Genomic DNA, 17,080 nt, shown 5'->3' with positions numbered 1-17,080 from the left:
CGGCAGAACGTACCCTGGGGGACATGCCTCCGACTGTCGACATGGGGATTCCCGGCGCATCCGGCTCGGTAGCCGTCCCCCCGACCCGCAAGCGGGTGCTCCTGGCCGAGCCGCGCGGGTACTGCGCGGGCGTGGACAGGGCCGTGGAGACCGTGGAGCGCGCGCTGGAAAAGCACGGCCCGCCGGTCTATGTGCGTCACGAGATCGTGCACAACCGGCACGTGGTCAGCACGCTGGAACAGGCCGGCGCGGTGTTCGTCAAGGAGACCGACGAGGTGCCCGAAGGCGCCATCGTGGTGTTCTCCGCGCACGGCGTCGCACCCTCGGTGCACGCCGCGGCCGCCGACCGTAACCTGCGCACCATCGACGCCACCTGCCCCCTGGTGACCAAGGTGCACAACGAGGCCCGCCGATTCGCCCGCAACGACTACGACATCCTGCTCATCGGCCACGAGGGCCACGAGGAGGTCGTCGGCACCGCCGGGGAGGCACCCGACCATGTGCAGCTGGTCGACGGCGTCGCCGCCGTGGACCACGTGACGGTCCGCGACGAGGACAAGGTGGTGTGGCTTTCGCAGACCACGCTGTCGGTCGACGAGACGATGGAAATCGTCGAGCGGCTGCGGCAACGATTCCCGAAGCTGCAGGATCCACCCAGCGACGACATCTGTTATGCGACCCAGAACCGGCAGGTCGCGGTCAAGGCGATGGCGCCGGAGTGCGAGCTGGTGATCGTCGTCGGGTCCCGCAATTCGTCGAATTCGGTGCGGCTGGTGGAAGTGGCGCTCGGTGGTGGGGCCGCCGCCGCTCACCTGGTCGATTGGGCCGACGACATCGACCCAGCATGGCTCGAGGGCGTCACCACGGTGGGTGTCACGTCCGGGGCGTCGGTTCCCGAGGTTTTGGTGCAGGGCGTGCTGACGCGGCTCGCCGAGTGCGGCTTCGACATGGTGCAACCGGTCACGACGGCGCAGGAGACTCTCGTGTTCGCGCTGCCGCGCGAGATCCGGTCAGCTCGCTGAGCTCCTCAGACCGCTGGCGGCGACCCGCCGCGCCCGGCTGCGCCCTGTAGTGGCGACCCGCTACGCCCGGCCGCGCCGCGCTTGCGATCGCCACGGCCGCGCTCGCTGATCGCCGCTAGACGTCGTACTCCCAGGATTCGGCCGGGGGCCGTCCGTGCGCACGTCCCGGTGTCCGTGAGCGACTCCGGCGCTCCGAGTGCGGCTCGCGCGGCTGGTCCTGGGTGCCGCCGCCGCGGTAACGGACCTGGGAGATGGGGTGGTGCGTCCCGTTGTTTCCGGTCGACGGCGGCCGCCGGCGCCGCGGCTCGTAGGGCTCGCGGCTGTCGTAGCGGTTTTCCGAGCGGCCCGAGTTCTGGGGCCCGCTCGGGGGGTCGTACCTGTCGCCGTAGGACTCGAAGCCGTCGAAACGGCTGCTACGCGGCGCGGGCCGGTCGTAAGGCCGCTCGTAGGGATTGCGGCGGGTGCGTGGCTCGCGGCGCGGCTCCCGCAGCTCCGGGTCGCCCTCCGGCCTGGGCCGGCGGCGGGACCGCCGGGGTGGTTCGGCGGCGTCGTAATCGCGGGCCGACGCGGGGCTTCGACGGCTGCTGCTGCGCCGTGGCCGCTCGGCCGATTCGTCGTCGAGGGACGGTCGCGCATGCCGGGAGCGGGCCCGCGCGGCACGCGTGGAGGAGCGACCGTCACGCGCCGTTCGGCGGGTCCTCGCCGACGAGCCCGACGTGCGCCCGCGGCGCTCCCCGGGGGCCTCGTCGGTGTCGTCGGCGTCGGCGTCGGGCTGCAGCGCCGACTGAAGTTTGGCGCCGATGTTGCTGAAGAAGGACTTGACGTCGACGCTGGTGGCGCCGGCGGAGGCGCCCGCCGTCGTGCTGCCCTGGGCGTTTCCGAAATACCAGCGGGCCAGTCCGATCGCCAGCACGGCGCCGGCGGTACCCAGCATCAGCGGGAAGCGCTCGATCAGCGGATAGCCGCAGTTGATCAGCAGGTCTTTGAGGCGGCCGATCTTGGCGTCGTGGAACAGCCAGTAGGCGCCGGGCACCGCGCAGAAAAGGATCAGTGGCGGCTGGATGATCGTGGTGAAGATGCCGTCCTGGCGCACCGCGAGTACCGCCGCGACGCAACCCGCGATGTAGAAGCCCGCGAAGACGTGGGTCAGTTCCTTGTGACCAGCGTCGATTCCGTAGCCGATGGCTGTCGCGGTGACGGCGATGAGCAGGGCTGCGTACCAGGGGGCGCCTGGGATGTTGGGGTGGATCGAACGGTGAGCACTGTCCACCGTCGCACTTGCCCGCTGTGCTGACACATGTAGACCGTACCGGGAATGGGCCGAAAGGCCCGTAAATACCTCGTAGGGATCGCTTGGCGTGCCCTGTTCGCGCGCGCGATCGGCCGCGTGATGGTCCCGGTCGTCCGGCGCCGTCGTGACCCCTAGACTTGGCTCCCTGTGAGCCTGAGCCTGGGAATAGTCGGCCTGCCGAATGTCGGCAAATCGACCTTGTTCAACGCGCTGACCCGGAACAACGTGGTGGCGGCCAACTATCCGTTCGCGACGATCGAGCCCAACGAGGGCGTCGTGCCGCTACCCGATCCGCGGCTGGACAAGCTGGCGGAGATGTTCGATTCCGAGAAGATCGTGCCGGCGCCGGTGACGTTCGTCGACATCGCCGGAATCGTGAAGGGCGCCTCCGAGGGCGCCGGGCTGGGCAACAAGTTCCTGGCCAACATCCGCGAGTGTGACGCGATCTGCCAGGTGGTGCGGGTGTTCGCCGACGACGACGTCGTGCACGTCGACGGCAAGGTGGATCCGAGTTCCGACATCGAGGTGATCGAGACCGAGCTGATCCTCGCCGACATGCAGACGCTGGAGAAGGCGGTACCCCGGCTGGAGAAGGAAGCCCGCAACAACAAGGAGCGCAAGCCCCTGCACGAGGCGGCCGTCGCCGCGCAGGCCGTGCTGGACTCGGGCAAGACGCTGTTTGCGGCCGGTGTCGACGCGGCACTGCTGCGCGAGCTGAATCTGATGACCACCAAGCCCTTTCTGTACGTGTTCAACGCCGACGAGGCCGTGCTGACCGACGACGCCCGTAAGGCCGAGCTGCGTGCGATGGTCGCACCTGCCGACGCGGTGTTCCTGGACGCGAAGATCGAGGCTGAGCTGCAAGAGCTGGACGACGAGTCGGCCGCCGAGCTTTTGGAGTCCATCGGGCAAACCGAGCGTGGGCTAGATGCGTTGGCGCGGGCCGGCTTTCACACCCTCAAGTTGCAGACCTACCTGACGGCGGGCCCAAAAGAGGCGCGCGCGTGGGTGATTCATCAGGGCGATACCGCGCCCAAGGCGGCCGGGGTGATCCACACCGATTTCGAAAAGGGCTTCATCAAGGCCGAAATCGTCTCCTATGCCGACCTGATCGCCGCGGGCTCGATGGCGGCGGCCAAGGCGGCCGGCAAGGTCCGCATGGAGGGCAAGGACTACGTCATGGCCGACGGGGACGTGGTGGAGTTCCGCTTCAACGTGTAGTCGAGTTCCAGTTCAACGTGAGCAAGTAGGATCGCGCGGAATCGAGATTCGGCGACACGGGTTTCGGCGGCTGGTCTAATGATCGCCATGCCGCTTGTCGAACGTACGCTTACCGCTCTGGCTCGCCAGCTCGGTGAACCAACTGGGTTCGCCGGCCGGGTTGTCGGCCGGCTACTCAACCGTGGCAATCGGTCAATTGTCGTCGCTGCGGTCGCCGCCACGGGTTGCGGACCAGCGGCCGAAGTCGCCGACATCGGATTTGGCGGAGGCGTCGGACTCGACATCTTGCTCGATCGCGACGGCACGGTTGTTCACGGCGTCGAGATGTCGGAGACGATGCTCACTGAAGCAAAGCGCCGGTTCTCTGACGACATTGCCCGCGGGCGGTTACGTCTGTATTCCGGCCGGATGGAGAGCCTGCCTCTCGAAGATTCCGCACTGGACGCGATCATCTCGACGAACACGATCTATTTCGTACCGGACCTCGCCGCAGCTCTGAGTGAGCTGGTCAGAGTGCTGCGGCCGGGCGGGCGACTGGTACTCGGGGTTGGTGATCCGGATCAGATGTCCAAAATGCCCTTCACCCGCCATGGATTCCGGTTGCGCCCCATCGACGAACTTGTGCCGGCTATCCGCGAGGCGGGTTTTGGTCAGATTGAGGACAGGCGCGTCGGTGATGGCCAAGGCGCCTTCCATCTTCTGGTGTGCGACTTGCCGGGCTGACGCGGCGACTCCCGAGTGCACTGCTTGCAAAGCGGCGAGATGTTTATGGGCGACGGAACTCGGTGGAAGTCGAGGCTCAGTTTATGATCTCGCCGCGCTCGTCTGCTCGGATCGCGGCCAATCGTTCGTGCCACCCGCGAAGTGCCTCGGGCGCCAGTCGCGTCCAGTCGTCGACTTCCGCGAGGACTCGGAGCGGCTCGCGGCTGCGATAGGAGCGGGTCGGATTGCCCTGGAACTTCTTATCGGTGACGTTCGGGTCGTTCTCGAACTCACCGGTCGGTTCGACGAGGTAAACCCGCGGCGTGCCGTCGCCGGCCGCAAGTTCGGCCGCCAGCCCGGCGCCGTCGCGCAGGGCGGTGAAATAGATGTGGTTCATCATGACTTCCGGCCGATAGTTGGAACGGAAGCCTGCGCTGAGAAGATCGTTGACCCTCAGTTCGGCCTTTGTTCCGTGGAAGAACGGACCTTCATCCAGCACTGCCCCCATGGCCTCAGACTACGGGGGTTGCAGCAAGACTCGACGGGCGTCAGCTTGATACGAGCGGTGGCTGCAACGAATGCGGACGGGTCTGAGAACGCTCGCTCTCTCGCCGCCGTCATCAGCTCATCGTGTTGCTCGTAAAGCAGGTTGACGTTGAACGGTTTGAATGGGATTTCACTGGTAGGCTACTCCCATGGAGGCTATCATTGATTCCGGTGGCCGTATCGTCCTGCCCAAGCAACTGCGCGACGCGCTGGGGCTGACTCCTGGCGCGAAGGTCGACATCTCGGCATATGGGGGCGGATTGCAGATCACCCCCGGTGGCAGAACTGCTCGGATCGAGCGGGATGCAAACGGGCGCTTGGTAGCTCGCGCAGACACCGAAATTACCGACGAAATGATGTTCGCGCTGATTGACTCAGGGCGACGTTGACGACCGCGCCTGTCACGGCGGTCGACACCAGTGTCGCGGTACCACTGCTGATGACCTCGCACCGACACCACGCGTTGGTCGCTGCGTGGGCGAAGAGTCGAACCCTAGGTCTTTGTGGGCATGCTTTGGCGGAAACGTATTCGGTTCTGACCCGATTGCCTGGCGATGCGCGCGTCGATGCTTCCGATGCGGTGGCGTTGATCGATGCGAACTTCGCTGCGCTGCTGCAGCTCGGTGCGCGTTCCTCGCGATCCGCCCATCGAGAAGTGGCCCGGCGAGGGATTGCCGGTGGCGCGACATACGACGGGTTGGTTGCGTTGGCGGCTCGCGAACACGGTGCCGTTTTGGCCACTCGGGATGCACGTGCACGGTCCACCTACGAGGCGCTGGGCGTTGTTACCGAGGTGCTCGCGCACGACCGTTGATGTCGTTGGCCTTTGATCGTCCTATCGCGCGATCGGTGCTTTCGCGCAGAGTCGGCCGGACCTGGCGAACACGGTTGCCGGCGTCGCGTTGCAGGCAAGGAGAACGCTGCCGGCCCGATAATCGGGCGCGGCGGTTCGCACTTCGGTGGGGCACGACCGACTTCCGGGGAACGCGTTCGTGTCGGGGGCGGCGGTTAGCATCTTTGCGCACGCCACCCACGCCACAAAGGCCTCGACGAAGGTCTGCAGGAGGACCGCATGAAGTTCGTATCGACCCGCATCATCACCGCCGACGTGAAGCGGCTCGTGAGTTTCTACGAGATGGTCACCGAAGTGTCGGCCGTGTGGGGAAACGAGCTGTTTGCGGAGATCCCGACCGCGGTCGGCACGCTGGCCATCGGTAGCGACAAGACGGTGCCGCTGTTCGGTGACGGATCCGCCGAGCCGGCAGCGAATCGGAGCGCGATCGTGGAATTCATCGTCGAAGACGTGGACGCCGAATACGAGCGGCTGCGCGAGCGTATCGCCGAGGTCGTGACGACGCCGACAACCATGCCGTGGGGCAACCGCGCGCTGCTGTTCCGGGATCCGGACGGAAATCTCGTCAACCTGTTCACCCCGGTCACCGACCAGGCACGCGCCAAATTCGAATTTGACAATCGGCCCAAGGGCACACGATGACGCTGTCGACCACTCCGATTCAACGTCTCGACGGGGCGACGCCCATATGACATCATAAACAACATCAATGATGCGCACGGAGGTGCACGATGAGGACCACCGTCACGATCGACGACGACTTGTTGGCCAAGGCCGCTGAATTGACCGGCGTGCGCGAGAACGTCGCGTTGCTCCGCAAGGGATTGCAGACGCTGATCAGGGTGGAAAGTGCTCGCCGACTTGCCGCGCTCGGCGGGACGGATGCCGGCGCGGCGGCCGCTCCCCGACGCCGCAGTGGGACTGGATGATCCTCGTCGACACCGCGGTGTGGATCGATCATCTACACGCCGCGGAGATGCGGCTGGTCGAGCTGCTGGAGGTCGACCAAGTGGGCTGTCACGCGTTGGTGATAGAAGAGCTGGCGCTGGGGTCGATCTCGCGACGTGAGGTGGTGCTCGACCTCCTCGCGAATCTTCGCCAATTTCCGAGCGTCCAGCACGACGAGATCCTCCACCTCACCGATCGACGCGAACTGTGGGGACGCGGCCTCAGCGCAGTCGACGTCCATCTCATGGCGGCCGTCGCCGTGATCGAAGGTGCCCAGCTGTGGACGCGAGACAAGCGGTTGAGGGCTGCGTCGGCCGATGTGGGCGTCGCGCTCTTCGATGCCTGAGGTTGTTCGACGCGCGCTGCGGTCGAAGTCCGCTTCAACCTCTAGGTAGCCGGCGAAGGAAGGGATCGTCCTACGGCGACCTAGACGTTCCAGACAATCCGAACAACCACTTGCCCGGAGCCCGGCCCCGGGAAATCCTTGGGGGATGACGACTGTCAAACGATCGGGACCGTGGCTGCGGCGGGCGACGACCGTGCTGGTGTTGGCGCTGTCCGTTTCGGGCCCGGCCGGCGGCCCCGTCGCGCAGGCGGCGCCGGCCCCCACCGAGCACTGGTGCCCGGGCGATCCATGGAACCCCGCGTGGGGCAATGTCTTGGACTGGGACTGGAATCACTGCCACGATTGGCAACATCCGGGCGGGCCGACCGCCCCGGCGGGTTGGGGGCCCTGGGGACCCCCGCCGGCATGGGCACCACCGCAGCCACCCCAACCGGCGTGGGCGCCCGGGGCTCAAATGATGTGGAACCCGACTGACGCTGATTGGGGCATCTGGAACAACGGAATATGGACGCCCGTCTGAGACCACACCGCGACTCGCGGCAGGTCGCCTCGGATCGCTGGCGTTGGGCGGGTCGAATGGCTGACGGTAGAAGCGATCGGGCCGCCGATCGGCGCGAACAGTCTAAAACGCAAGTATTTCGCCGCCAAAAATATACCCGTGTGTAATAAATTTGCTTTAGCTGCGGCGTACATCATTGCCGGTTTAACGAATGACCTGCGCCACAAATTTTGGTTCGCAATAAATGTTATTGCTAGCCTCGCTGCCCATGGTCGTTATTGCAACTTTGATGTCGTTGATCAGCCAGGTCTCCGGCACCCCATATATTGCGGGCGGGGATTCTCCCGCCGGGACTGATTGTTCGGGACTTGCTTCGTGGATTGCGAATGCAGCGACTGACAGGCCAGTTTTTGGGGATCGATTTAATACCGGAAACGAAGAAGCCGCGTTGTTGGCGCGTGGGTTCCAATATGGGACCGCGCCCAACGCCTTGGTGATTGGCTGGAACGGCGGCCACACCGCGGTGACGCTGCCCGACGGAACCCCAGTGGCCAGCGGTGAGCGCGGCGGTGTGCACATCGGCGGCCCCGGCGCCTACCAGGCCGGATTCACGCATCACATGTTCCTTCCGATGGAGGTGGAGCCCGGTGGCGCGCCGCCGGATGCTTTGCCGCCGCCGCCGGACGCTCCTCCGCCTCCGCCGGATGCCCCGCCGCCGCCGGATGCCCCGCCGCCACCGCCGGAAGCGCCCGCCATTCTGGTCGATGCCCCGGAACCCCCGATGCCGGAACCGGTCGGCGCTGAATTACCGTTGCCCGACGGCGCGGTAATTGCGAATGCATAACAATTAAAACCCGTCGCGTCACCCGTTTCGGCCGGCGGTTCCGACGATGGTCATTGTCATCCGCTGCGTCGGCGAATAGTGAAATAGCACCGGTATCGATCAAAATGTGAGCTACGACACTGCCGCGCCAAAGTGGCGGAAGTGTGCGTCGCGGCGAAAGTGAATTCTGGGTCGGTTGTGGCATATGAGGGTACTTTGCTGCGGTTACCGCAGACGGAAAATGGCATCCGGCATCCCACCGCCGCACCGGCCACGGCCGGATAAGCTGGCGCTGCCCGCGGCGATCGGGCGGGCGCACCCAAAGCAGCGAATCTAGGCGGGGCCGCAATGATCTTTATCGTCGTCAAGTTCGAAACCAACCCCGAGTGGACCGACCGGTGGCCTGAACTCGTCGCCGCGTTCACCGCGGCGACTCGCGCCGAGGAGGGCAACCTGTGGTTCGAGTGGTCGCGCAGCCTCGACAACCCGGCGGAGTACGTCCTGGTGGAGGCGTTCCGGGATGGTGATGCGGGCGGCGCCCACGTCAACAGCGATCACTTCAAGCGGGCGATGCAAGAGCTCCCGCAGGCGCTGAAATCCACGCCCAAGATCATCAACCAGACGATCGATGGCACGGGCTGGTCGGAGATGGGCGAAATGGCGGTCGGCTAACCCTGCGCTAGCCGACCGCGATCTCGATTTCGTCGCCCAGCGCATAGCCCGGTGCGAGCGGCAGACTGTCACCGCTCCAGAACGAGCCGGGGTCGAACCAGTTCGAGTACTTTTCCGTGGCCATCAAGCCCATCTCCTCGTAGGTGATGGCCACCGTTTCCGCGCAGTAGGCCGCCTCCAGCCCGAGGCGCTGGCGCTCCTTACGTCGCCGCGTCGACTCCCGAACCTTCTTGTCCACGAGCGGGATCCCGCGCGTCCAGTCGTAGGCGTTCGGCAGCCTGCCGCGCAGCCACCGGCCGGTCAGGCGCATGGTGGTCGGAAACGCGGTGCCGTCCATGCGGGCGATGACACGCAGCAGCTTGTTCTCTTGTTCGCGGTTGGCCGGCGGAGTCAACTGGCGCAGCCAGCACCGCTGGCCGTAGCGCTGGGTCCACTGCATGACGGATTGCTGCAGATCGTTGAGTTGCACGCCACGGTGATTCGTTCCCGTCCACAGGTCGGCGAGCTTGTCCCCCAGTTCGGCGTGCCAGATCAGCGGCGGCAAGTCGTCGATGGCCACCGTCATGCCCACGTGGTTCACCGGGCTGTTCGTCAAGGTCTGGATGGCGCGGTCGGGTCCCGACCCGCCGCGAAACAGCCAAAGGTCGCCGGTCCGGGTTTCCTCGAGCGCCTGGTGCAAGTTGAGCATGTCCGTGTAAGCCCGTTCGCCGCTGCAGCTTTCGCCGATCTCGTCGCATCATGGGCCCGGCCGCACGTCGCGGTGCCGTGCGTTGCGGGCACACAAGTCAATCACAACCAGCGCACAACGACGGGGCTACGCATAGCCTGGTGTCATGCGCAGTGTGTGGAAGTGGCTGGGGCTGGCCGGCGCCGCCGGCGTCGTCGCCGGGGGCGTGCTGGTGGCTCGCGACCAGCGCAAGCGGCGTGCGTACACCGCCGACGAGGTCCGGGATCGGCTGCATCAGCGGTTGGCCGAGGACGACGGGGGAGATCTTCAGTCCGGATCGGGATCGGCCGAGGGCTCAACGGCGAACAATCGATAGGTGCCCGAAAAACCCTTCAGCTCGACGTCGCGGCCGCCGTCGAACCGGATGCCATCGGAGTCGGAAAGCGCGTCTCGCACCGGCTGACTCACCAGTATCTCGCCACCGACGGCTTGTGCCGCGACCCGCGCCGCCATGGCGACGTTACGGCCGAACAGATCATCGCCGCGGCGCACCGAGCGGCCCATGTGTATGCCGATGCGAACGCGAATCTCCTCGTGCCGCTTGCGATTTGCATCCCTGCGCAACGCGCGCTGCAGGTCGATGCCACATCGCACCGCTTGTTCGGCGCGCGCGAAGGCGATCATGAATCCATCACCTTGACTCTTCACCACATGGCCGGACCGCCGCTGCACGAGATCCGAGACCAGCTTGTCGTGCGAGCTGATCAGTTTGACCCAGGCCCGGTCGCCGATCCGCTCGTTGAGCGCGGTGGATTCCTCGATGTCGGAGAACAGGATCACCACCCGGCCGTCCGGGGTGACCCGGGCAAGGTCGGGTCGCTCGACTTCGGCCCAGTCCGCGAGGTCCTCGATCGAGCTGCGCACCGCGGCGCCGAAGCCCTCCTTGCGCATCAGGTTGGCGGTGTTCCACACCGTCTTGACGGCTTCGCGACCGCCCGACAGCAACCAGTTGCGGGCGTCGTTTCGCTGGCGCAATTCGTCGAGCTCCCGGTGGGTGCGCGCCAGCAGCTGCCACAGCACGACAAGCCCGCCTGCCTCGATCGCAGCAACCCCGGCCAGAATGTAGACCGAGACATGCAGCGCGTCACCCATGCCCGTCATCCTTGCAAGGCTGCGGTCCGCCTGGGTTGTCGGCCCGGTGAGCAGTGTCTAGGGTTGAGTCCGCCGGCCGCGGGTAGTGATCTCAGGGGTGCCGATGAGGCGACTTTCGGGAGGAGCGGTTTTGGTCGACGGCGACAGTGATCCATCTGACCTGCTGGTGATCTTCGGAATCACCGGCGACCTGGCGCGCAAAATGACGTTTCGTGCCCTGTACCGGCTCGAGCGCCGCGACGAGCTGAACCACCCGATCGTGGGTGTGGCCAGCGATGACATCACGACCGAGCAGCTGCTGGAGCGCGCGCGCGATGCGATCAAGGAGTCGGGCGAGAAGTTCGACGACGCGGTGTTCGAGCGGCTGGCCGGCCGGGTGTCCTACCTGCACGGCGACGTCACCGATGCCAGTCTCTACAAGGAACTCGCCAAGAAGATCAGTTCGGGTTCCCGTCCGCTCTACTACCTGGAGATGCCGCCGGCGTTGTTCGCGCCGATCGTGGAGAACCTGGCGAAGGCCGACCTGCTGGAGCGGGCGCGGGTGGCGATAGAGAAGCCGTTCGGTCATGACCTGGAGTCGGCGCGCGAGCTCAACGCCCGGCTGCGTGCGGTTCTCGATGAAGACCAAATCCTGCGCGTGGACCACTTTTTGGGCAAACAGCCTGTCGAAGAACTGCAATACTTGCGATTCGCCAACAACAGCCTGGCCAAGCTGTGGGACCGCGAGAGCATTTCCGAGATCCACATCACCATGGCCGAGGACTTCGGGATCGAGGATCGCGGCAAGTTCTACGACGCGGTGGGTGCGCTTCGTGACGTCGTGCAAAATCATCTGCTGCAGGTGCTCGCGCTGGTGGCCATGGAGCCCCCGGTCGGCGCCGGCGACGATGACCTGAACGACAAGAAGGCCGAGGTTTTCCGGGCGATGCCGGCGCTGGACCCACAACGCTGTGTCCGTGGCCAGTACCGCGGCTATACCGAAGTCGCCGGCGTGGCAAAGGATTCCACCACCGAGACCTACGTCGCGCTACGGACTGAGATCGACAACTGGCGCTGGGCTGGAGTGCCGATCTTCCTGCGCGCCGGCAAAGCGCTGCCGGAGAAGGTCACCGAGGTCCGGATGTTCCTGCACCACGTTCCCGGCTTTTCGTTCCTGCCCAACCGCCGGCCACCCGATCCCAACCAGATCGTGCTGCGCATCGACCCCGACCCCGGGATGAGGTTGCAGCTGTCCGCCCAAGTCGGCGACTCGTGGCACGACGTTCACCTGGACTCCTCGTTCGCGGAGGATCTCGGCGAACCGGTACGCCCCTACGAACGTCTGCTCTACGCCGCGTTCAATGGAGATCACCAGCTGTTCGCCCGCGAGGACGCCATCGAAGAGACGTGGCGAATCGTGCAGCCGGTGCTGGACAAGCCGGGTCGAATCCACCATTACGACGAGGGCTCCTGGGGGCCCGACGCCGCGGAGAAGCTGGTGCGTGGTCACCATGCCTGGCAGGAGCCGTGGCTGCCGCACGGTACGGCGACCAAACAGTAAGGAGACTTGAGACACGATGCAACTTGGGATGATCGGCCTCGGCCGGATGGGCGCCAACATCGTCCGCCGCGTAGTCACGGGCGGACACGAATGCGTGGTGTACGACCACAACCCCGACGCGGTCGAGGCGATGGCGGGGGAGGACAAGACCACCGGGGTGTCCTCGCTGCAAGAGCTCGCCGAGAAGCTGGCGGCGCCACGGGTCGTGTGGGTGATGGTGCCGGCCGGGACGATCACCACGGGAGTGATCGACGAGCTGGCCAAGACTCTCGAGTCCGGCGACATCGTCATCGACGGTGGGAACTCCTACTACCGCGACGACATCCGTCACGCGAAGACGCTGTCGGAGAAGGGAATTCACTTCATGGATTGCGGCACCAGCGGCGGGGTGTGGGGCCGCGAACGTGGTTACTGCCTGATGATCGGCGGCGACGACGAGGCTTTCGCGCGCGCCGAGCCGATCTTTGCGACCGTCGCACCGGGCGTCGACGCGGCCCCGCGCACGCCGGGCCGCGACGGCGAAGTCGCGACCTCGGAGCAGGGGTACTTGCATTGCGGGGCAGCCGGTGCCGGGCACTTCGTGAAGATGGTGCACAACGGGATCGAGTACGGCATGATGGCCTCGCTCGCCGAGGGGCTCAACATCTTGCGCAACGCCGACATCGGCAAGCACGTCCAGGAGGGTGACGCCGAGACGGCGCCGCTGTCCAACCCGGAGTTCTACCAGTACGGCTTCGACATCCCCGAGGTCGCCGAGGTGTGGCGGCGCGGCAGCGTGATCGGCTCCTGGCTACTGGACCTGACGGCGATCGCGCTGCACGAATCCCCGGAGCTGAAGGAATTCTCCGGGCGCGTCTCGGACTCCGGAGAAGGCCGCTGGACCTCCATCGCGGCGATCGACGAGGGAGTCCCCTCGCCGGTGCTGACCACCGCGTTGCAGTCCCGCTTCGCCTCGCGTTCGCTCGATGACTTCGCCAACAAGGCGCTCTCGGCGATGCGTAAGCAATTCGGCGGGCACGCGGAGAAGCCGGCGAACTAACAGCGTTTGATCAAGCCGGTCAGTGGCGTTTGACGAATTTCACCACGGCGTCGCTGAACGCGTCGTTGTCGTCGCCGGCCGCGGTGTGCCCGGCGTTGGACAGCTCGACGAACTCCGCGCGCGGCACGGTGGCCAGGAAGTGCCGAACGCCCTCGGGGCTCACCACGTCGGACAGCTTGCCGCGGATCAGCAAGACGGGAATCCTCAGGTTCTTGGCGGCCTGCTCGAAGCTCTCGGTGCGCAGTTCGGGATCGTCACCGGGCTTGGTCATGAATGCCGGGTCCCAGTGCCAATACCAGCGGCCGTCGCGCAGGCGCAGGTTCTTCTTCAACCCCTCGGGGCTGCGTGGCTTGCTGCGGTACGGCAGATACGCGGCGACGGCGTCGGCGGCCTGCTCCAGCGACTCGAAACCGTCGAGGCCACTGAACATGAAATCGCGGATGCGGGCGCTGCCGCCCTTCTCGAATCGGGGCACCACGTCGACGAGCACCAATCGGGTCACCTTCGCCGGCCCGGCCCGGTGCGCGGCGAGGATGCCGGTCAGCCCGCCCATGCTCGCCCCGATGATCGTCACCGGCCGGCCGATCGCCTCCAGCACCCGCAGGACGTCACCCGTCAACGTCTCGATTTCGTAGTCGGCATCGGGCGAGCGAGCGCTGTCGCCGTGCCCCCGCGAGTCCAGCGCCACCACGTGCAGCCCTTCATCGGCCAGCGTTTGACCGGTGTTCTTCCAGGAAAACCGGTTCTGGCCGCCCCCGTGCAGCATCAGGATGCTCGGCCGGCCCGCGGCGTCGGCGCCCCGATTCCATTCGTCGGCGACCAGGGTGATGCCCTTGATGCCGGCAAACTCCACCGTCTCGGGGCTGCTGCTGACGGTATTCATGCGTCCTGACGTTACATAGGCCGCATAAGCAGTCTTCCGCGGGCCGACGGCGCGATGAGTTTCCGTGGTCGCGGGAGTCGGTCATACAAACCCCACCAGCCACCGAGGAGGCCGCGGACATGCCATCGATCACGCCGTCGTTATGGTTCGACGACAACCTGGAGGAAGCGGCCAGGTTCTACACCTCGGTGTTTCCGAACTCCCACATCGAGGGGTTCAACCGGACCACCGACGCCGGACCGGGGGAGCCCGGCACCGTCCTGTCCGGCAGCTTCGTGCTGGACGACACCCGGTTCATCGGGATCAACGGTGGCCCGCACTTCCAGTTCAGCGAAGCGGTGTCGTTCACGATCCACTGCAAGGACCAGGACGAGGTCGACTACTACTGGGACCGGTTGACCGACGGCGGCGAGGAATCACAATGCGGCTGGTGTAGGGACCGCTTCGGGCTGAGCTGGCAAATCGTCCCGGATCGGCTCTATGAACTGATCAGCGATCCCGATCGCGCGCGGGCGGCGGCGGCCACTACGGCGATGTATGGCATGCGCAAGATCATCATCGCCGAACTGGACCGAGCCGCCGCGTCGCTATAGTGAAAACCGCTGATGCAGTGATGGTTTGACTACATACTTACTGCGGTCGGTGCTTCTTCAAGCGGCACGGGTTAGGTTTGTCCGTGCGGACGCGCCGAGCAGGGAGTGAAGATGGCTGAACCAGGCTGGATCGACGTGACCGGCCCTGCGGGGGATCTGAAGGCCCTCACCTGGGGACCGCGCGATGCCCCCCTCGCGTTGTGCCTGCACGGCTTCCCCGACACCGCCTACGGATGGCGCAAGTTCGCTCCGCGGCTCGCCGAGGCCGGGTGGCGCGTCGTCGCGCCATTCATGCGCGGATACGCGCCGTCGTCGATCCCGGTCGACGGCAGCTATCACGTGGGTGCGCTGATGGACGACGCGCTGCGGGTGCGCTCGGCTGCGGGCGGCACCGAAAACGATGTGGTCATCGGCCACGACTGGGGCGCGATCGCCGCCACCGGCCTGGCCGCCATGCCCGACAGCCCGTTCACCAAGGCGGTGATCATGTCGGTGCCGCCGTCGGCGGCCTTGCGCCGGCGTGGCGGCGGCGCGGCCGAGCGGGGGCGGCTGGCCGCCCATCTCGCGCGCCAGGTGTTCCGTAGCTGGTACATCATGTACTTCCAATTGCCCTGGCTACCTGAGCGTTCCGCCTCCTGGGTGTTGCCGCTGCTGTGGCGGCGGTGGTCGCCCGGCTATCGCGCCGAGGAGGATCTGCGCCACGTCGACGCCGCGATCGGGGCGCCGGAAAGCTGGCGTGCGGCGTTAGGACCGTACCGCGCCACCATTCGCAACACGCGGCCGTCGGCGCGGTATGCCGAATTGAACCAGCTGTGGACCGAAGAACCGGTGCTGCCCTGCCTGTACCTGCATGGTCGTGACGATGGTTGTATGACACCGGTTTTCGCGCGCTGGGTGGAAAAGGTGCTGCCGCCCGGCAGCGAGGTCGGCATCGTCGAACATGCCGGGCATTTCCTGCAGCTCGAACAGCCCGACAAGGTCGCCGACCTGGTGCTCGGGTTCATCGGCTCGCCCGGCTGACACCGTGCCGGGGCACCGGATGGCGGCCGTCGATGCGCAGTTCTACTGGATGTCGGCCAAAATCCCCAACGACGAGTTCTTGCTGTACGCCTTCGACGGTGAGCCCGCCGATCACCCGCGTACCGTCGAGCAGCTCTGCCGGCGGGCCAACGCCGACCCGGCGCTGACGATGCGCGTGCGCGAACGAGGCAGCCTGCGCTATCCGCAGTGGGTAACGGCGCCGGTGACGCCCGAGCAGGTGGTCTGCCACGACCTCGCCGGGCACAGCTGGGACGGCTGCCTGGCGGCGGTTGCCGGCCTTGCCGGTGACCAACTGGACATTCGCCGGATGGCTTGGCGGCTGCACGTTTTCACTCCGGTGCGGGGCATTCCGGGTACCGACGGCCCGGGCGTCGTCGCCGTCATGCAGGTCGCGCACGCGCTGGCCGACGGTGCCCGCGCCGCCGCCATGGCGGCCTGGCTTTTCGGCCGTCCCGATCCGGTGCCAGAGCTGCCGGTGCCGGGGGTGGGTTTCCTGCCCTGGCGGGCCGCCATCGCGGCGCGCGCCCATCGCCGGCTGGTGCGCGACACCCGGGCGGGGCTGCTGGTGGCCGGGGCCGGGACGCGGCCGATGCTGCCGACGAATGCGCGTCCCGACGGCGCGCGTTCGATGCGCACGCTGGTGCGGCACCGCTCGCGGATGCCCGGCCCCACGGTCACCGTCGGCGTGCTGAGCGCGATCTCGGCAGCCCTGTCCAATTGCCTTGGCGGGCAGGTCGATTCGCTGGGCGCCGAAGTGCCGATGGCCAAACCCGGGGCTCCGAAGACCCATAACCATTTCGGTAACGTCGTGGTGGGGCTGTACCCGGCGCTGGGTCCGGAGGCCCGCGCCGAGCGGATCGCGACCGACCTGGCCAACGGGCGACGCCGATTTGGGCATCCGGCCGCCCGTGCCGCCGACCGCGCTTTCGCGGCGGTGCCGGCCGCGCTTTTACATTGGGGCATAAACCAATTCGACCTCGATGAGCGGCCGGAGCAGGTGGCCGGCAACACCGTGGTGTCCAGCGTCTACCGGGGCGCGGCCGATCTGAGCTTCGGCGGTGCCCGGGTGGTGCTGACGGCCGGAAATCCGGCGCTGTCGCCGATGATGGGGCTGACGCACGGCGTGCACGGCATCGGCGACACCATCGCGATCAGCGTGCATGCGGCGGCCTCGGCCGTTCCCGACGTCGACGCCTACGTGGCCCTGCTCGACGCCGCGCTATAGCTATTGCGCGTCGCCGG

22 protein-coding genes are annotated in these 17,080 nt (G+C 66.4%); 17 read left to right on the top strand and 5 right to left on the bottom strand.

The window, feature by feature from the left end:
- Positions 1 to 23: 23 nt before the first annotated feature.
- Positions 24 to 1,022, top strand: coding sequence for a 4-hydroxy-3-methylbut-2-enyl diphosphate reductase (locus tag Q0W90_RS04055; RefSeq protein WP_297698896.1), 999 nt, complete (start codon positions 24 to 26; stop codon positions 1,020 to 1,022).
- A 115-nt stretch (positions 1,023 to 1,137) separates the two neighbouring features.
- Here Q0W90_RS04055 and Q0W90_RS04050 read toward each other — a convergent pair whose 3' ends face one another.
- Complete coding sequence (locus Q0W90_RS04050) at positions 1,138 to 2,319, bottom strand: DUF6542 domain-containing protein (protein ID WP_297597360.1); 1,182 nt, start codon at positions 2,317 to 2,319, stop codon at positions 1,138 to 1,140.
- Positions 2,320 to 2,460: 141 nt separating this feature from the next.
- On the opposite strand from Q0W90_RS04050, the gene ychF reads away from it, so the two are divergent.
- Positions 2,461 to 3,534, top strand: coding sequence for a redox-regulated ATPase YchF (ychF, locus tag Q0W90_RS04045; protein WP_297597358.1), 1,074 nt, complete (start codon positions 2,461 to 2,463; stop codon positions 3,532 to 3,534).
- A 78-nt stretch (positions 3,535 to 3,612) separates the two neighbouring features.
- Positions 3,613 to 4,257 (top strand): class I SAM-dependent methyltransferase, encoded by a 645-nt coding sequence (locus Q0W90_RS04040; RefSeq protein WP_297597356.1) that lies wholly within the window; start codon positions 3,613 to 3,615, stop codon positions 4,255 to 4,257.
- A 76-nt stretch (positions 4,258 to 4,333) separates the two neighbouring features.
- Here the strand turns inward: Q0W90_RS04040 and arr are convergent, their stop codons facing one another.
- Positions 4,334 to 4,744: an NAD(+)--rifampin ADP-ribosyltransferase gene (gene arr / locus Q0W90_RS04035; RefSeq protein WP_297597354.1), complete on the bottom strand. Its 411-nt coding sequence runs from the start codon at positions 4,742 to 4,744 to the stop codon at positions 4,334 to 4,336.
- 187 nt (positions 4,745 to 4,931) lie between these two features.
- On the opposite strand from arr, the gene Q0W90_RS04030 reads away from it, so the two are divergent.
- The 8 genes from Q0W90_RS04030 to Q0W90_RS03995 all read left to right on the top strand — a co-directional run bounded on the left by Q0W90_RS04030 (position 4,932) and on the right by Q0W90_RS03995 (position 8,923).
- Positions 4,932 to 5,171, top strand: coding sequence for an AbrB/MazE/SpoVT family DNA-binding domain-containing protein (locus tag Q0W90_RS04030; RefSeq protein ID WP_297597352.1), 240 nt, complete (start codon positions 4,932 to 4,934; stop codon positions 5,169 to 5,171).
- A complete protein-coding gene (locus Q0W90_RS04025; protein WP_297597350.1) occupies positions 5,168 to 5,596 on the top strand; it encodes a PIN domain-containing protein in 429 nt (142 codons plus the stop codon). The genes Q0W90_RS04030 and Q0W90_RS04025 overlap by 4 nt, the downstream gene beginning before the upstream one ends.
- Before the next feature lie 258 nt (positions 5,597 to 5,854).
- Complete coding sequence (locus Q0W90_RS04020) at positions 5,855 to 6,277, top strand: VOC family protein (RefSeq protein ID WP_297597348.1); 423 nt, start codon at positions 5,855 to 5,857, stop codon at positions 6,275 to 6,277.
- Positions 6,278 to 6,366: 89 nt separating this feature from the next.
- Complete coding sequence (locus tag Q0W90_RS04015) at positions 6,367 to 6,564, top strand: type II toxin-antitoxin system VapB family antitoxin (RefSeq protein ID WP_297597346.1); 198 nt, start codon at positions 6,367 to 6,369, stop codon at positions 6,562 to 6,564.
- Positions 6,561 to 6,929 carry a type II toxin-antitoxin system VapC family toxin gene (locus Q0W90_RS04010; RefSeq protein ID WP_297597344.1) on the top strand — a complete coding sequence of 123 codons (369 nt, stop codon included), beginning with the start codon at positions 6,561 to 6,563 and terminating at the stop codon, positions 6,927 to 6,929. Before Q0W90_RS04015 ends, Q0W90_RS04010 begins: the two co-directional genes overlap by 4 nt.
- A 145-nt stretch (positions 6,930 to 7,074) precedes the next feature.
- Positions 7,075 to 7,449: a hypothetical protein gene (locus Q0W90_RS04005; protein WP_297597341.1), complete on the top strand. Its 375-nt coding sequence runs from the start codon at positions 7,075 to 7,077 to the stop codon at positions 7,447 to 7,449.
- Between the two features lie 223 nt (positions 7,450 to 7,672).
- A complete protein-coding gene (locus Q0W90_RS04000; RefSeq protein ID WP_297698888.1) occupies positions 7,673 to 8,272 on the top strand; it encodes a peptidoglycan endopeptidase in 600 nt (199 codons plus the stop codon).
- Positions 8,273 to 8,599: 327 nt separating this feature from the next.
- The gene (locus Q0W90_RS03995; protein WP_297698886.1) at positions 8,600 to 8,923 is read left to right on the top strand and encodes a putative quinol monooxygenase; all 324 of its coding nucleotides are present in this window, start codon (positions 8,600 to 8,602) and stop codon (positions 8,921 to 8,923) included.
- Positions 8,924 to 8,930: 7 nt separating this feature from the next.
- Here Q0W90_RS03995 and Q0W90_RS03990 read toward each other — a convergent pair whose 3' ends face one another.
- Positions 8,931 to 9,611 carry a guanylate cyclase gene (locus tag Q0W90_RS03990; RefSeq protein ID WP_297597335.1) on the bottom strand — a complete coding sequence of 227 codons (681 nt, stop codon included), beginning with the start codon at positions 9,609 to 9,611 and terminating at the stop codon, positions 8,931 to 8,933.
- 145 nt (positions 9,612 to 9,756) lie between these two features.
- Here Q0W90_RS03990 and Q0W90_RS03985 point away from each other — a divergent pair, with 145 nt between their 5' ends.
- A complete protein-coding gene (locus tag Q0W90_RS03985; RefSeq protein ID WP_297597333.1) occupies positions 9,757 to 9,966 on the top strand; it encodes a hypothetical protein in 210 nt (69 codons plus the stop codon).
- On the opposite strand, the gene Q0W90_RS03980 is transcribed toward Q0W90_RS03985, so the two are convergent.
- Positions 9,918 to 10,751 (bottom strand): adenylate/guanylate cyclase domain-containing protein, encoded by an 834-nt coding sequence (locus Q0W90_RS03980; RefSeq protein ID WP_297597331.1) that lies wholly within the window; start codon positions 10,749 to 10,751, stop codon positions 9,918 to 9,920. The genes Q0W90_RS03985 and Q0W90_RS03980 overlap by 49 nt on opposite strands.
- A gap of 121 nt (positions 10,752 to 10,872) precedes the next feature.
- Here Q0W90_RS03980 and Q0W90_RS03975 point away from each other — a divergent pair, with 121 nt between their 5' ends.
- Both Q0W90_RS03975 and gnd read left to right on the top strand, forming a co-directional pair.
- Entirely contained in the window at positions 10,873 to 12,282 is a 1,410-nt protein-coding gene (locus Q0W90_RS03975) for a glucose-6-phosphate dehydrogenase (protein WP_297773276.1), read from the top strand.
- 16 nt (positions 12,283 to 12,298) lie between these two features.
- Positions 12,299 to 13,321 (top strand): phosphogluconate dehydrogenase (NAD(+)-dependent, decarboxylating), encoded by a 1,023-nt coding sequence (gnd, locus tag Q0W90_RS03970; RefSeq protein WP_297773255.1) that lies wholly within the window; start codon positions 12,299 to 12,301, stop codon positions 13,319 to 13,321.
- A gap of 19 nt (positions 13,322 to 13,340) precedes the next feature.
- Here gnd and Q0W90_RS03965 read toward each other — a convergent pair whose 3' ends face one another.
- On the bottom strand, positions 13,341 to 14,204 hold the full coding sequence (locus tag Q0W90_RS03965) for an alpha/beta hydrolase (protein WP_297597327.1): 864 nt from the start codon (positions 14,202 to 14,204) through the stop codon (positions 13,341 to 13,343).
- A 119-nt stretch (positions 14,205 to 14,323) separates the two neighbouring features.
- Here Q0W90_RS03965 and Q0W90_RS03960 point away from each other — a divergent pair, with 119 nt between their 5' ends.
- The 3 genes from Q0W90_RS03960 (at position 14,324) to Q0W90_RS03950 (ending at position 17,063) form a co-directional block, all read left to right on the top strand.
- Entirely contained in the window at positions 14,324 to 14,797 is a 474-nt protein-coding gene (locus tag Q0W90_RS03960) for a VOC family protein (protein WP_297597325.1), read from the top strand.
- A 111-nt stretch (positions 14,798 to 14,908) separates the two neighbouring features.
- Positions 14,909 to 15,817: an alpha/beta fold hydrolase gene (locus Q0W90_RS03955; RefSeq protein ID WP_297597323.1), complete on the top strand. Its 909-nt coding sequence runs from the start codon at positions 14,909 to 14,911 to the stop codon at positions 15,815 to 15,817.
- A 4-nt stretch (positions 15,818 to 15,821) separates the two neighbouring features.
- Positions 15,822 to 17,063 (top strand): WS/DGAT domain-containing protein, encoded by a 1,242-nt coding sequence (locus tag Q0W90_RS03950; RefSeq protein WP_297597321.1) that lies wholly within the window; start codon positions 15,822 to 15,824, stop codon positions 17,061 to 17,063.
- Positions 17,064 to 17,080 lie beyond the last annotated feature (17 nt).

This window comes from Mycobacterium sp. (genome assembly GCF_025933915.1).
Classification (GTDB): Bacteria; Actinomycetota; Actinomycetes; order Mycobacteriales; family Mycobacteriaceae; genus Mycobacterium.
This window is presented reverse-complemented; position numbering and strand designations above follow the sequence as displayed.